The organism is Nocardioides sp. Root1257, assembly GCF_001425175.1.
Classification (GTDB): Bacteria; Actinomycetota; Actinomycetes; order Propionibacteriales; family Nocardioidaceae; genus Nocardioides.
Genome location: NZ_LMDV01000009.1, coordinates 41,588 through 54,910 on the forward strand (window position 1 = coordinate 41,588; position 13,323 = coordinate 54,910).

14 protein-coding genes are annotated in these 13,323 nt (G+C 69.0%); 5 read left to right on the forward strand and 9 right to left on the reverse strand.

Going from position 1 to position 13,323, the window contains the following annotated elements:
* Positions 1-25: 25 nt before the first annotated feature.
* Genes ASC77_RS26690 through ASC77_RS14530 form a run of 4 tightly spaced genes read right to left on the reverse strand, consistent with a single transcriptional unit; the run spans position 26 to position 3,103 of the window.
* Positions 26-199 carry a hypothetical protein gene (locus ASC77_RS26690; RefSeq protein ID WP_156391104.1) on the reverse strand — a complete coding sequence of 58 codons (174 nt, stop codon included), beginning with the start codon at positions 197-199 and terminating at the stop codon, positions 26-28.
* A gap of 29 nt (positions 200-228) precedes the next feature.
* On the reverse strand, positions 229-1,650 hold the full coding sequence (locus ASC77_RS14520; RefSeq protein WP_200945029.1) for an NAD(P)(+) transhydrogenase (Re/Si-specific) subunit beta: 1,422 nt from the start codon (positions 1,648-1,650) through the stop codon (positions 229-231).
* Positions 1,647-1,961, reverse strand: a complete 315-nt coding sequence (locus tag ASC77_RS14525) for an NAD(P) transhydrogenase subunit alpha (RefSeq protein ID WP_056154312.1) — start codon at positions 1,959-1,961, stop codon at positions 1,647-1,649. Before ASC77_RS14525 ends, ASC77_RS14520 begins: the two co-directional genes overlap by 4 nt.
* Positions 1,961-3,103, reverse strand: coding sequence for an NAD(P) transhydrogenase subunit alpha (locus ASC77_RS14530; RefSeq protein ID WP_056154316.1), 1,143 nt, complete (start codon positions 3,101-3,103; stop codon positions 1,961-1,963). The genes ASC77_RS14525 and ASC77_RS14530 overlap by 1 nt, the downstream gene beginning before the upstream one ends.
* Before the next feature lie 94 nt (positions 3,104-3,197).
* Here ASC77_RS14530 and ASC77_RS14535 point away from each other — a divergent pair, with 94 nt between their 5' ends.
* On the forward strand, positions 3,198-3,953 hold the full coding sequence (locus ASC77_RS14535; RefSeq protein WP_235547681.1) for a GTP pyrophosphokinase family protein: 756 nt from the start codon (positions 3,198-3,200) through the stop codon (positions 3,951-3,953).
* Here the strand turns inward: ASC77_RS14535 and thpR are convergent.
* From thpR to ASC77_RS14550, 3 genes are read right to left on the reverse strand one after another with little or no spacing between them, the layout of a single operon-like run.
* Positions 3,917-4,483 carry an RNA 2',3'-cyclic phosphodiesterase gene (thpR, locus tag ASC77_RS14540; protein ID WP_056154319.1) on the reverse strand — a complete coding sequence of 189 codons (567 nt, stop codon included), beginning with the start codon at positions 4,481-4,483 and terminating at the stop codon, positions 3,917-3,919. The two genes, ASC77_RS14535 and thpR, sit on opposite strands and share 37 nt — an antisense overlap.
* A complete protein-coding gene (locus ASC77_RS14545) occupies positions 4,483-5,232 on the reverse strand; it encodes a VIT family protein (RefSeq protein WP_414813193.1) in 750 nt (249 codons plus the stop codon). The genes thpR and ASC77_RS14545 overlap by 1 nt, the downstream gene beginning before the upstream one ends.
* Before the next feature lie 10 nt (positions 5,233-5,242).
* Complete coding sequence (locus tag ASC77_RS14550; protein ID WP_056154321.1) at positions 5,243-6,484, reverse strand: MFS transporter; 1,242 nt, start codon at positions 6,482-6,484, stop codon at positions 5,243-5,245.
* 92 nt (positions 6,485-6,576) lie between these two features.
* Between ASC77_RS14550 and ASC77_RS14555 the strand changes: the two genes are divergently transcribed.
* Complete coding sequence (locus ASC77_RS14555) at positions 6,577-6,876, forward strand: ArsR/SmtB family transcription factor (protein WP_056154325.1); 300 nt, start codon at positions 6,577-6,579, stop codon at positions 6,874-6,876.
* A 152-nt stretch (positions 6,877-7,028) separates the two neighbouring features.
* Here ASC77_RS14555 and ASC77_RS14560 read toward each other — a convergent pair whose 3' ends face one another.
* The gene (locus ASC77_RS14560; RefSeq protein WP_056154328.1) at positions 7,029-8,492 is read right to left on the reverse strand and encodes an MDR family MFS transporter; all 1,464 of its coding nucleotides are present in this window, start codon (positions 8,490-8,492) and stop codon (positions 7,029-7,031) included.
* 131 nt (positions 8,493-8,623) lie between these two features.
* Between ASC77_RS14560 and glgX the strand changes: the two genes are divergently transcribed.
* The 3 genes from glgX to ASC77_RS26180 all read left to right on the forward strand — a co-directional run bounded on the left by glgX (position 8,624) and on the right by ASC77_RS26180 (position 12,638).
* Positions 8,624-10,786: a glycogen debranching protein GlgX gene (gene glgX / locus ASC77_RS14565; RefSeq protein ID WP_056154332.1), complete on the forward strand. Its 2,163-nt coding sequence runs from the start codon at positions 8,624-8,626 to the stop codon at positions 10,784-10,786.
* A 135-nt stretch (positions 10,787-10,921) separates the two neighbouring features.
* On the forward strand, positions 10,922-11,842 hold the full coding sequence (locus ASC77_RS26695) for a hypothetical protein (RefSeq protein ID WP_156391105.1): 921 nt from the start codon (positions 10,922-10,924) through the stop codon (positions 11,840-11,842).
* Positions 11,820-12,638 carry a hypothetical protein gene (locus ASC77_RS26180; protein WP_156391106.1) on the forward strand — a complete coding sequence of 273 codons (819 nt, stop codon included), beginning with the start codon at positions 11,820-11,822 and terminating at the stop codon, positions 12,636-12,638. Before ASC77_RS26695 ends, ASC77_RS26180 begins: the two co-directional genes overlap by 23 nt.
* Here ASC77_RS26180 and ASC77_RS14570 read toward each other — a convergent pair.
* The gene (locus ASC77_RS14570) at positions 12,632-13,288 is read right to left on the reverse strand and encodes a ribonuclease D (RefSeq protein ID WP_082574769.1); all 657 of its coding nucleotides are present in this window, start codon (positions 13,286-13,288) and stop codon (positions 12,632-12,634) included. The genes ASC77_RS26180 and ASC77_RS14570 overlap by 7 nt on opposite strands.
* Positions 13,289-13,323: the final 35 nt, after the last annotated feature.

The following is a 13,323-nucleotide window of genomic DNA, read 5'->3' on the forward strand; positions in this document are numbered from 1 at the left end:
GCGTGACGTGTCAGCCGACGGGCCGCTAGCCCGGAAAGATCTGCACCGTGCCGGTGGCGATCAGCACCATCAGGACGAGCACCAGGATGCCGAGGACGGCGTAGACCCACTCCTTGCTGACCCTGCTGTCGTCGGACTCGGGCGCGTCGTAGCGGTGCCCGTCGGGGCGGCCGAGGCGCTCGTCGTCGTCATTGCTCATGCCGGGTCAACGATGCAGGGGGCGTCCCGTTACAGGGCCTTCACCGCATTGAGGAGCTTGCCGAGCGAGTCCTTGGCGTCGCCGAAGAGCAGCGTGGTCTTCGGGTCGAAGAGCAGCTCGTTCTCGATGCCGGCGAAGCCCGGCCGCATGGACCGCTTCATGAAGACGATCTGCTTGGCCTCGTCGGCGTTGAGGATCGGCATGCCGTAGATCGGGGCGCCCGGCGTGGTCTTCGCGGCCGGGTTGACGACGTCGTTGGCGCCGACGACGAGGACGACGTCGGTGTTCTTGAACTCGCCGTTGATCTCGTCCATCTCGATCAGCTGCTCGTAGGGCACCTGGGCCTCGGCGAGCAGCACGTTCATGTGGCCGGGCATCCGGCCGGCGACGGGATGGATCGCGTAGTCGACCTGGGCGCCGCGGGAGCTGAGCACGTCGACCAGCTCGCGCAGCGTGTGCTGGGCCTGGGCGACGGCGAGTCCGTAGCCGGGCACGATGATCACGCGGTCGGCGTACCCGAGCAGGATCGCGACGTCCTCCGGGCCGGCGGAGCGCACCGGCCGGTCGGAGGCCTCGCCGGCGCCGAGCGTCGAGCCGCCCTTGAGCGCCCCGAAGAGGATGTTGGAGACCGAGCGGCCCATGGCCTTGGCCATCAGCATCGTCAGGTACGTGCCGGATGCACCGACGAGCGTGCCGGCGACGAGCAGCACGACGTTGGACAGCACGTAGCCGCTCGCGGCCACCGTCAGGCCGGTGAACGCGTTGAGCAGCGAGATCACGATCGGTACGTCGGCGCCGCCGACCGGCAGCACCAGCAGTAGCCCGACGACGAGGCCCACCACGGCGAGGTCGACGCCGATGAACATGGACGGGTCGGTGACGGTCAGGACGCCGAGCACGACCGCCGCGATGCCGGCCAGCCCGAAGACGACCGGCAGCCCCGGGAAGACGACCGGTCGGGAGGTCATCAGCTCCTGGAGCTTGGCGAAGGTGACGACCGAGCCGGCGAAGGAGACCGAGCCGACGAAGATCGTGAACGCCGTCGCGGCCAGGGTGAACCACGGGACGTCGAAGTCGAACTGGCAGGACACGTTCGGCGGGCACTCGGGCAGGCTCGGATTGAGGAACTCGTGCAGCTCGAGCAGGGCGACCAGCGCGGCCGCACCGCCACCGACGCCGTTGAAGAGCGCCACCATCTGGGGCATCTGGGTCATCTGCACCCGCTGGGCACCGATGACGCCGATCACCGTGCCCACCGCGATCGCGGCGACGATCAGTCCGACGTGCTCCAGGTCGAGGTAGATGAACGGCACGACCACCGCGACGACGGCGGCGCCCGCGCCGAGCAGGTTGCCGGCCCGGGCGGTCTTCGGGCCGGAGAGGCCCTTGAGCGCGAGGATGAAGCAGACCGCGCAGGCCAGGTAGACGAGCTGCACCCAGGTCGGCATCAGGAGGCCTTCCCCTCGGTCGGAGCAGGCTTCGGCTTCTTGCGCACGAACATCTGCAGCATCCGGTCGGTGACCACGAAGCCGCCGACCATGTTGACCGCGGCGAGCACGATCGCCACCAGCCCGACGACCAGCGCGACGGTGCTGTCGGTCGAGCCGGTCACCAGGATCGCGCCGAGCAGGATGATGCCGTGGATGGCGTTGGCGCCGGACATCAGCGGCGTGTGCAGCGTCGAGGAGACCTTCGCGATCACCTCGATGCCGACGAAGACGCTCAGGATGAAGATCGTCAGCCAGACGACTGCCTCGTCCATCAGTTCGTCCCTTCCAGTGCCGCGCGGGTGGGTTCGTGGTGGATGGCACCGCCGTGGGTGACGCAGGAGCCGGTGACGATCTCGTCGTCGAAGTCGGGCGCGAAGGCCCCGGCCTCCTCGTCGGTCGCGGCCCGGGTCATCAGGGTCACGATGTTGACGATGTTCTGCGCGTAGAGCCGCGACGCCGGCCCGGGCATCTGCGACGGCACGTTCTGCCCGCCCCAGACCTGGGCGTTGCCGATCCGCACGGTCTCCCCGGCGACCGCACCCTCGACGTTGCCGCCGGTCTCGGCGGCCAGGTCGACGACGACGGAGCCCGGGCTCATCTGCTCGACCATCGCGCTGGTGACCAGCAGCGGTGCCTTGCGGCCGGGTACGGCGGCGGTGGTGATCAGCGCGTCCGCCGCTGCGATGTACGGCGTCAGCCGCTCCATCTGCAGGGCGGCCCGCTCCTCGGTCATCTCGCGCGCGTAGCCACCCGCGCCCTCCAGGGTGTCGAGCTCGAGGTCGATCGCCTGGGCTCCCATCGAGCGGATCTCTTCCGCGGCGGCCGCGCGCACGTCGTACGCCTTGACGACGGCGCCGAGCCGCTTGGCGGTCGCGATCGCCTGGAGCCCGGCGACGCCTGCACCGAGGACGACGACCTGGGCCGGCGGGACCGTGCCCGCGGCGGTCATGTTCAGGGGGAAGAAGCGGCGGAGCATCCCGGCGGCGACGATCGCGCAGCGGTAGCCGGACACCAGCGCCTGCGACGAGAGCGCGTCCATCGACTGCGCCCGCGAGATCCGCGGCAGCAGCTCCATCGCGAACGACGTGACGCCCGCGTCCCGCAGCGCGGCGACGACCTCGGGCTCCTGGCCGGTCGGCAGGAAGGAGATGGTCGCGGCCCCGGACCTCAGCGCGCCGATGCGGTCGGTGCCCAGCGGCTGCACCGACACCACGGCGTCCGCGCCGTCGAGCGCGCCGTCGTCGAGGACCGCCCCGGCCTCGGCGTACTCCTCGTCGGCGATCAGGGCGTGCCGGCCGGCGCCGGGCTCGACGGCCACCTCGTAGCCGAGTCCGGTCAGCTTCGCCACGAGCTCGGGCACCATCGCCACCCGCATCTCGCCGGCTCGGGTCTCTCTCGCCACCGCGATCTTCACCCGTCGCAACCTAGGCCAGATCACCCGTCACGAACAGGGATGTGACGGGTGACACGCCCGCCGGTCCGCTCCACGCACTCCGTACGGTGGAGGGGTGACCGCGCACCCTCCCCCGCTGCCGGACGAGAACTTCCGGCGGTTCATGCTCGAGCACCGCTTCGGCATGGACGAGGTGGTCACCAAGCTGAACATCCTGCGGGACGAGTTCACGCACCTGCACGACTACAACCCGATCGAGAGCGTCTCGTCGCGGCTGAAGTCGCCCGAGAGCCTGCTGGAGAAGATCGAGCGCAAGGGGCTCGTCCTCGAGGAGCACCCGTCCTTCGACGAGGTGCGCGAGCGGGTGGTCGACATCGCCGGCGTCCGCGTCGTGTGCAGCTTCACCTCGGACGTCTACCGGGTCTTCGACGTCCTCGCCCACCAGCCGGACGTCCGGATCGTCGAGGTCCGCGACTACATCATCGACCCGAAGCCCAACGGCTACCGCAGCCTGCACGCGCTGGTCGAGGTGCCGGTCTTCCTCTCCGAGGGGCCGCGGCCGGTGCGGGTCGAGGTGCAGTTCCGCACCATCGCGATGGACTTCTGGGCGAGCCTCGAGCACAAGATCTACTACAAGTACCGGCGCGACGTGCCCGCCGAGCTCCTCGCCGGCCTGCGCGACGCGGCGGCGACCGCCTACGCGCTCGACTCCGACATGGAGCGCCTGCACGAGGAGGTCCGCGGCCTCGACCCGCTGCCGGTCGAGGTGATCGACGGGATGCCGTCCGAGTCACCCGACGCCGCGCTGATGGCTGCGCTGCGGCGGATCGGCGCTCAGCCCGACAGCGCGAGCTCCTCGACCGACTCGTAGCGCGGACGCCCGCGCGGCCCCTCGCCCAGGTGCGACTCGACGAGGACGATGCGGTCGGCGGTCCACGGCGGCCCGGCGTACGAGTCGAGCAGCCGGACCCAGTCGGACACCTCGGCGGGATGGCCGAGCCTCGCGACGGTCACGTGCGGGCGGAACCGCTGGCCGTCGACCGCGATGCCGGCGCGGCCGGCTGCGGCCCGGCAGCCGGTCGCGAGCCGGTCGATCTCGGTCCTGCCGTAGTCGTCGAGGTCGAGCCCGGCCCACAGGACGCGGGCGCGGCCGGCGCTCGGGAAGGCGCCGCCGCCGGCGATCCGGGTCTCGAAGGCGCTCCGCTTCGCCGCGGCCCGGCCGAGCCGCTCGACCAGGTCGTCGAGGTGCCGCTCCTGCGCCGAGCCCATGAAGGCGAGCGTGAGGTGCAGCTGCTCCCGGCTCGCCCAGCGGTACGGCGCGGCCGCGCGGCGTACGTCGAGGAACTCGTCGAGGTGCTCGACCGCCTCGTCGGACGGCACCAGGGCGACGAAGAGGCGCATCAGCCGATCTGGGTGCCGAGGGCGGAGCCGATCGCGAACGTGACGGCCATGGCGAAGAGGCCGCCCAGGACGTTGCGGAGCACCGCCCGGCGCGGGCTGCTGTAGCCGAACGTGGCGCTGGCCCAGCCGGTGATGGCGAGCGCGACGACGACCGCGGCCACGGTGAGCCACAGGCGGATGCCGGCCGAGGCGAGCGTCATCGTGAGCAGCGGCAGCAGCGCGCCGATGGTGAAGGAGACGGTCGACGCGAGGGCGGCGTTCCACGGGTTCGAGATGTCGTCGGGGTCGATCCCCAGCTCGGCCTCGGCGTGCGCGCCGAGCGCGTCCTTCTTCGTGAGTGCGACCGCGACCTCCATGGCCAGCTCCTCGTCGAGTCCCTTGTCGACGTACAGCCCGGCGAGCTCGGCGAGCTCCTCCTCGGGCTCCTCGCGCAGCTCGCGCCGCTCCTTGGCGAGCAGCGCGAGCTCGGAGTCGCGCTGGGTGCTGACCGAGACGTACTCCCCCGCGCCCATGCTCATCGCTCCGGCGGCGAGCCCGGCCACGCCGGCGATCACGATCGCGGACCGGTCGCTGGTCGCGCCGACCGCCCCGATCACGATCCCGGCGGTCGAGACGATGCCGTCGTTGGCGCCGAGGACGGCGGCGCGCAGCCAGTTCAGCCGGTTGTTGAGGCCGATCTGGTGCGGCTCGTCGTCGTGCGGTCCGATCGGCACGTCGGCGTCGCTGAGCTCACTCGCGGTCACCCCCAGATCCAAGTCCTCAGGAGGGGCTGCCCGCAACCAAGGCAAGGCTGCGCTCGCGACCGGTGAGACCGAGGGCACCGGCCGTGATGCAGGCGATCGCGACGGCCAGCGAGAACCACGGGAAGATCGCGGCCAGGCCCCAGGTCGTCGCCGCCCACCCGGCCAGGATCGTCGGGACGATCATCGCGCTGTAGCCGAGCACGTAGTACGCCGACATCACCTGGCCGCGGACGTCCGCGGGCACGACGCTGCCGAGGTGGCGCAGCGAGCCGCCGAAGGCGAGCCCGAACGACAGGCCCATGAAGACGGCGGCCGCCCCGACGAGCCCGGCGTGCCCGCTGTCGAGGGCGAGGACGCTGATGCCCAGCGCCGCAGCGGTGCCGAAGTCACCGATGATCGCGGCCCGCTTCGCGGCGAGCCGACCGCCGAAGGCCTGGCTCAGGGCGGCCGAGCCCGCCATCGCCGCGACGACGGTGCCACCGAAGACCAGGCTGTGCACGCCGGTCGACTGGCCGGCGAAGGTCGGGAAGAGCGACAGGTAGACGCCGAGGACCGACCAGGCGGCCATCACGCCGAGCACGGCGAACCGGAAGTCCGCGGCGATCGCCGCCGGCACGTGCGGACGGGTCAGCCGCAGGGGGCCGGAGGCGCGACCGGTGCGACCTGCGTGCGGCTCGACCATCGCGAGCAGTCCGAGCAGCATCGCCAGGATGACGACCGCCACGACGGCGTACGGCGCGACGTAGGGGTGCGGCGCGAACTGGGCCAGCAGCGACGCGGCCAGGATCGTGGTCGCGATCCCGACGTTGATCATGATCCCGGTCAGGTGACCGGTGCGGGCGCCGCGGGAGGGTCGCAGGTCGAGCAGCGCGGCGCTGCCGACGACGACCGCGGTGCCGACCGAGGCGCCGTGCAGGATCCGCGCGACGAACAGGGCGGCCACGCCCTCGGCGGTCATGAAGACGACCAGCCCGGCGATCATCCCGATCGCGGCCCCGAGCAGCAGCGGCTTGCGGCCGTACTTGTCCGACGCCTGGCCGGCCATCAGGACGGCGGCCAGCGCGGCGGCGGCGTACGCCGCGAAGACGAGCGTCGTGGTGATCGGCGCGAGGTGCCAGCGCTGCTCGTAGAGGCCGTAGAGCGGAGCGGGCGCGCCTGAGACGCCCATCGACGCGGCGAGGAGGGCGATCAGCAGCGGATACGCCCAGCGCTGGCCAGTCGTGTGGTCCGTGGTGGGGTCGGTCACGATCGTGCTCATCTCGTCCTCCTGCTGGTAAGTTCGATGTAGATCGAACGGACTCACCGTAGTCCTCGGTTCGATGATCATCAAACCGATGTGAGGAGGAGCACGTGACTGACACGGGGGAGAGGGCCGAGGTCGGCAGCCTCCAGGAGGTGCTCGCTGCCGTCTCCGACCCGGTGCGCCTCGAGATGGTGCGCCGGATGTACGCCGAGGGCGGCCCGGCGCCGTGCGCCCAGCTGTACGACGACGTCAGCAAGTCGACCGCCAGCCACCACTTCAAGATCCTGCGCGAGGCGGGCGTCACCGATCGCAGCGTGATCGGCGGCCAGACCCACCAGGAGCTCCGTCTCGACGACGTCGAGGCGGCCTACCCGGGCGTGCTCAGCTCGATCCTTGCGGTCCGCTGACCCCAGGGCGGCGGTGAGCAGGCAACCGTTCTGGGTCCGGACCGTGCCGAATCCGGTTGCTGGCTCACCGCTGCCCAGGGCGGCGTACGGCGGCGGTGAGCAGGCAACCGTTCTGGCTCCGGACCATGCCGAATCCGGTTGCTGGCTCACCGCTACCCGGCGGCCGCAGGCTCGTCTGACTCCGGCTCGCTGACCCGCCGCGGCATCAGCATGCCGACGGCGAGCAGCGCGAGCGCGACGAACGCCGAGGCGATGAACACGTCGTGGATCGCCGGGTGCAGGACGTCGGCGGTGAGCCGGGAGACGTCGGGCACGCCGCGACCCAGCCGCTGCGCGACCTCGTGGTTGACGATCGCGCCGAAGACGGCGACACCGACCGCGCTGCCGACCGAGCGGGCGAACATCGTCGACCCGGTCGCCACCCCGCGGTGCTGCCAGGTCACCGCCGTCTGGGCGGCGACGATCGACGGGCTCGCGATCAGGCCGAAGCCGACGCCCATCACGAAGCACGGGAGGGCCAGCAGGACGAACGGGCTGTCCGGTCCGATGAGCAGCAGCAGCGCGGTGCCGATCGCGCCGATCGCGCCGCCGATCAGCATCGTCGTGCGGAAGCCGACGGTGAGGTAGAGCCGGCCCGAGTTGGACGCGGCGAGCGGCCACCCGAGCGTCATCGCGGCGAGGGCGAACCCGGACATGACGGCGCCGTACCCGAGCACGCTCTGCGCGTAGAGCGGGATGTACGTCGTCAGGCCCATCATCAGCACGCCGACGACGAGCGAGGTGGCCATCGCGGCCACCACGACCCGGTGCCGGAAGAGCCACAGCGGCAGCACCGGCTCGACCGCGCGACGCTCGACGAGCACGAAGCCGGCGAGCAGCACCGCGGCGACCGCGAACAGCAGGATGCTGGTCAGCGAGTCCCACTCCCACCGGACGCCGCCCTCGAGCAGGCCGAGCAGCAGCAGGACCGCGCCGCCCGTCAGCAGCACCGACCCGGCGTAGTCGATGCGGTGTGCGCGGCGCTCCACCCGCTCGTGGAAGTTGCGCCAGATCATCGCGCCGGCGAGCAGCCCGAGAGGCAGGTTGACCAGGAAGATCCAGCGCCAGGACACGTAGTCGGCGAAGACACCGCCCAGCGTCGGACCGATGACGGCCGAGATCGCCCACACACTGGCGACGTACCCCTGGACCTTGGCGCGCTCCTCCAGCGTGTAGATGTCACCGACGATCGTCATGCACATCGGCTGCACGGCACCGGCGCCGAGCCCCTGCACCGCACGGAACGCGATCAGCGCCCCCATGCTCCACGCGAGCCCGCACAGCAGCGAGCCGAGGAGGAACAGCCCGATCCCGACCAGCATCACCGGCTTGCGGCCGTACTGGTCCGCGAGCTTGGCGTAGACGGGGACGGTCACGGCCTGCGCGAGCAGGTAGATCGAGAAGAGCCAGGGGAACTGCGTGAAGCCGCCGAGGTCGTCGACGACGGCCGGCACTGCGGTGGCGAGGATCGTCGAGTCGATCGCGACCAGGCCCAGGCTCAGCATCACGGCCAGCAGGATCGGGCCGCGCTCGCTGCGCAGCCCCACGCTGGCGCGGGAGATCTCCGTCTCGGTCATATGAGGCGGCAACCGGCGTACGACGGCGAATGTTCCCCGACCGGACGGCCGGAGCAGGTTCGTCGGACGCCCGTGCGGGGTACCTGTGCTTTGATCGTTCCAAGGGAGGGACCCGAGTGGTGGAGGAAGTCGTGGAGAGCTGGCCGGGACAGGCCTATCCGTTGGGCGCGACGTTCGACGGGAGCGGCACCAACTTCGCGATCTTCAGCGAGGTCGCCGAGAAGGTCGAGCTGTGCCTCTTCGACGCCGACGGCACGGAGACGCGGGTCGAGCTGACCGAGGTCGACGCCTACGTCTGGCACTGCTACCTGCCGACCGTGCAGCCGGGGCAGCGCTACGGCTACCGCGTGCACGGTCCCTGGGATCCGGACCAGGGCCAGCGCTGCAACCCCAACAAGCTGCTGCTCGACCCGTACGCCAAGGCGACCAGTGGCGACATCGACTGGGACCAGTCGCTCTTCGGCTACACCTTCGGCGAGCCCGAGTCGCGCAACGACGACGACTCCGCCGCCCACATGATGAAGAGCGTCGTCATCACGCCGTTCTTCGACTGGGAGGGCGACCGGCGCCTCGACATCCCCTACAACGAGTCGATCATCTACGAGGCCCACGTCAAGGGCCTCACCCAGCTGCACCCCGACGTCCCGGAGGAGCTGCGCGGCACGTACGCCGGGCTCGCGCACCCCGCGATCACGGAGCACCTGACCAAGCTCGGCATCACGGCGATCGAGCTGATGCCGGTGCACCAGTTCGTCCAGGACAGCACGCTGCTCGAGAAGGGCCTGCGCAACTACTGGGGCTACAACACGATCGGCTTCTTCGCCCCCGAGGCGTCGTACGCCGCCAGCGGTGAGGGGCAGCAGGTCCAGGAGTTCAAGGCCATGGTCAAGGCCATGCACAGCGCCGGCATCGAGGTCATCCTCGACGTGGTCTACAACCACACCGCCGAGGGCAACCACCTCGGCCCGACGCTCAGCATGAAGGGCATCGACAACGAGGCCTACTACCGCCTGGTCGAGGACGACCAGCAGTACTACATGGACTACACGGGCACCGGCAACAGCCTCAACGTCCGGCACCCGCACTCGCTCCAGCTGCTGATGGACTCGCTGCGCTACTGGGTCACCGAGATGCACGTCGACGGCTTCCGCTTCGACCTGGCCTCGACCCTGGCGCGCGAGTTCTACGACGTCGACCGGCTGTCGACGTTCTTCGAGCTCGTGCAGCAGGACCCGGTGGTCAGCCAGGTCAAGCTGATCGCCGAGCCGTGGGACATCGGCCCGGGCGGCTACCAGGTCGGCGGCTTCCCGCCGCAGTGGACCGAGTGGAACGGCAAGTACCGCGACACCGTCCGCGACTTCTGGCGCGGCGAGCCCTCGCTGGGCGAGTTCGCCTCGCGGATCGCCGGCTCCTCCGACCTCTACGAGCACTCCGGGCGCCGGCCGGTCGCCAGCATCAACTTCGTGACCGCCCACGACGGCTTCACGATGCGCGACCTGGTGTCCTACGACGAGAAGCACAACGACGCCAACGGCGAGGACAACAACGACGGGGAGAGCCACAACCGCTCGTGGAACCACGGCGTCGAGGGCCCGACCGACGACCCCGAGATCCTCGGCGGACGGGCCCGGGCACAGCGGAATTTCATCGCGACGCTGCTGCTCAGCCAGGGCGTGCCGATGCTGCTGCACGGCGACGAGCTCGGCCGCACCCAGCAGGGCAACAACAACACCTACGCCCAGGACAACGAGCTCTCGTGGGTGCACTGGGACGAGGCCGACGGCCCACTGGTCGAGTTCACCGCCGCCGTGGCCCGACTGCGCCGCGAGCACCCCACCTTCCGCCGCAAGCGCTTCTTCTCCGGCGGCACCGTGCGCGTGCCCGACGGAGGCGACGGCGACCGGCTCAACGACATCGTCTGGCTGCACCTCGACGGGCACCCGATGGAGGACGACGACTGGTCGGACGGCAGCAAGGCCCTCGGCATGTACCTCAACGGCCACGGCATCGCGGGCCTCGACCAGCGCGGCCAGAAGATCATCGACGACCACTTCCTGCTGTACTTCAACGCCGACGGCCCGGCCACCGTGACGCTGCCGCCGGACGAGTACGCCGACGGGTGGGACGTCGTCATCGACACCGGTGGGTCCGCCGACGAGGACGGCACGTTCACGGCGGGCGAGACCTTCACGATCCCGCACCGCAGCACGGTGGTGCTCCGCGAGCACCGCGAGCCCGAGGTCGAGCCGGACCTGTCCGTCGCGGCGTCGGTCGCGCAGGCCCGGAAGGCGTGAGCCCATGAGGGTCCCGGCCTCGACGTACCGGCTCCAGATCACCGCGGAGCTCGACCTCTTCCAGGCCGCCGATCACCGCACCCGCCGCTCGAGGCATCCCCGAAATCGATGTGAACCACCACTATCGTCGCAGCCGTGAACCCCCACTCTCGTGCGAATGTCACTGCATGGGAGGTCGTGTCAGATGAAACAAGCGGCGCCGACGTCAAACTGTGGCTGAGGGACCCCGACCTCGGCGGGCTTTGGCTCTACAAAGCTGTCACGGAGAAGAACGGCCACCAGCAGGGCGAAGACTGGGCAGAACTTGCTACCTCCCAGATTGCGATCGCACTTGGAATTCCGTGTGCAACTATCCGGTTGGCAGAGTATGACGGTCATGCTGGCGTTCTCTCGCTCGACCTCAAGCCGGATGGGTTTGACCTCCAGCCGGGATATGTCGTCATGCAGGCGCACCCGATACCGGAGTTCGTCCCCGGCAACGTCAAGGGCAGGCCAGGACACTCGCTCGCAAACATTCAGAGAGTCCTGGAGGGGACAGGCGTTCCTCCAGGATCCGACCTTCCTTCATGGATGGATGGATTCGGCGCCTTCGCGGGCTACGTGATGCTCGATGCATTGGTGGCGAACCGCGACAGGCACGACGAAAACTGGGCGGTGCTCATACCGGCGACTGGCAATGCAAGCCGCCATCTGTGTGGGTCGTACGACCATGCCGGCAGTCTCGGATACAACCTCCGCGAGGCAGAGCGGGAGCGTCGACTGGATGGCGCTGGACCCACCGTTGCCGAATGGGCAGCGAAGGGCACGGCGTGGCGCCTCGAGCACGATCCGGGGAGCCCGATGACCCTGGTTCAGGCGGCCGATCAGGCGTTCGATCTCGCTGGTCCGGAAGTCCGCAGCCACTGGCTTGGACGCCTCGAGGCCGTCGAGGGGCCACTGGGCGATGTCGCTCTTGCCGGCCTCAACGCACTGTCGGCGCCGTGCACTACCTTCGTTTCATCGCTACTAGAGATCAACAGAAGGAGGGTTCTCGATGAGTGCGGCCGAACTGCTTGACGCTGGGTCGAGGGCGTCCACCGGCTCTACTGGCACGCCGCGTCGACTGGTCGTGACTTGGCAGCACCCCGAACGTCGCAGCATCTGCCCAGTCGGGTTCCTCACCTTCGATGGCGATGCCTACGGCTTCCACTACGTGCGGGCAGCGCTCACAACTGCTGACTTTTCACCGTTGATCGGCTTCCCAGATCTTCACGAGGCGTACACGTCCGCCGAACTGTTCCCGCTGTTCGCGCAGCGCGCGATGGACCCACGCCGCGCCGACTACACGCGATACGTGACTCGGCTGGGCTTGCCGGAGGACACCACGCCTTGGGAGCAGATCGCACGATCGGGAGGTCGACGAAACGGCGACACGTTGCAGCTGTTCCCCGAGCCACAGGTCGTGGGCGGATCAATGTCATGCACTTTTCTCGCCCATGGTCTGCGTCACATCTGCCAGGGACCGCTTCGCACGGCAGATGGGCCCGTCTATGTGTCGGGCGAGGATCTCGAGACTGCCCTGGGACGCCTTCAGATCGGCGAAGAACTCGCCGTTCTTCCTGAGCCCAACAATCAGTTCAACGCCAACGCTCTTCTAGTCACAGCTCAAGGCACACCAGTCGGCTGGATCCCAAACCTGTTGGTCGACGATCTCGCGAGACTCAGGCAGTCATCCACGTTGCGCGCGTTTGTAGAGCGCGTGAACGGCTCGGATGCTCCGGGTCACCTTCGGCTTCTAGGGACCTTGCGCGCTGAAAATGTAGGAGACTTCGAGTTCTTTACCTCTGACGCCTGGGAACCAATCGCTCAGTAGGCGAAGACGTCCTGAAGGCCGAGCAGTTCAGTCTCAACTCGCGTCGCGAGGAAATGGCAACATTCGTCGAAGAGGGCTGCCCGTCCGACCTCGCGTAGTCCGTCTTCGAGCGCATCGAGCAGGGGCAGGAGGAAGCGAACATCGTTGCCGGCATATGCCAACTGTTCGTCTGTCAGCTCTCCAGTCCAATCGCTCGTTCGCACGGCGCCCTTGTCGAGATGCACGTCAAGGATGTTCGACAACAGCGCGGCAAGGCTATGCATATTGTTCGGTTCCTCCGGCCGGAGGAGCTTCGAGGCGACCTTCGTGCATCGAATCTCCGCTGGCACCACACCGAGTGCGTGGGTTAGGAAACGCAAGTCGAACGGAGCATGGTGAAAGACCTTGGTGAGATCTTCCGCGACAAGAACACGACTGAGTTGCTCTGCTGGCCCAGTCATTCGGACGATGGCTAGCCCGACGGACGGGTGGTAGAGCTGACAAATAGCCAACCGGTCGTGACGCCAGTCGAGCCCGGTGGTCTCGGTGTCGCACGCGACCTGTCCTGCTCCAATGAATGCGTCGGCCACGTCGCGCGGAAGGTCTTGTGTGAAGACAGACGCCATTGCGACGCGATCAACCAAGGTCGTCCCCAATCTCGGAGTTGGCATGATCGTAGACCCTGACCGTGGGTACAGGGTGACCG

Coding starts and splice junctions, on each gene's coding strand:
- ASC77_RS26690 (WP_156391104.1), bottom strand. CDS start 199: ATGAGCAATGACGACGACGAGCGCCTCGGCCGCCCCGACGGGCACCGC.
- ASC77_RS14525 (WP_056154312.1), bottom strand. CDS start 1,961: ATGGACGAGGCAGTCGTCTGGCTGACGATCTTCATCCTGAGCGTCTTC.
- thpR (WP_056154319.1), bottom strand. CDS start 4,483: ATGCGCCTCTTCGTCGCCCTGGTGCCGTCCGACGAGGCGGTCGAGCAC.
- ASC77_RS14550 (WP_056154321.1), bottom strand. CDS start 6,484: ATGAGCACGATCGTGACCGACCCCACCACGGACCACACGACTGGCCAG.
- ASC77_RS14560 (WP_056154328.1), bottom strand. CDS start 8,492: ATGACCGAGACGGAGATCTCCCGCGCCAGCGTGGGGCTGCGCAGCGAG.
- ASC77_RS26180 (WP_156391106.1), top strand. CDS start 11,820: ATGAGTGCGGCCGAACTGCTTGACGCTGGGTCGAGGGCGTCCACCGGC.
- ASC77_RS14570 (WP_082574769.1), bottom strand. CDS start 13,288: ATGCCAACTCCGAGATTGGGGACGACCTTGGTTGATCGCGTCGCAATG.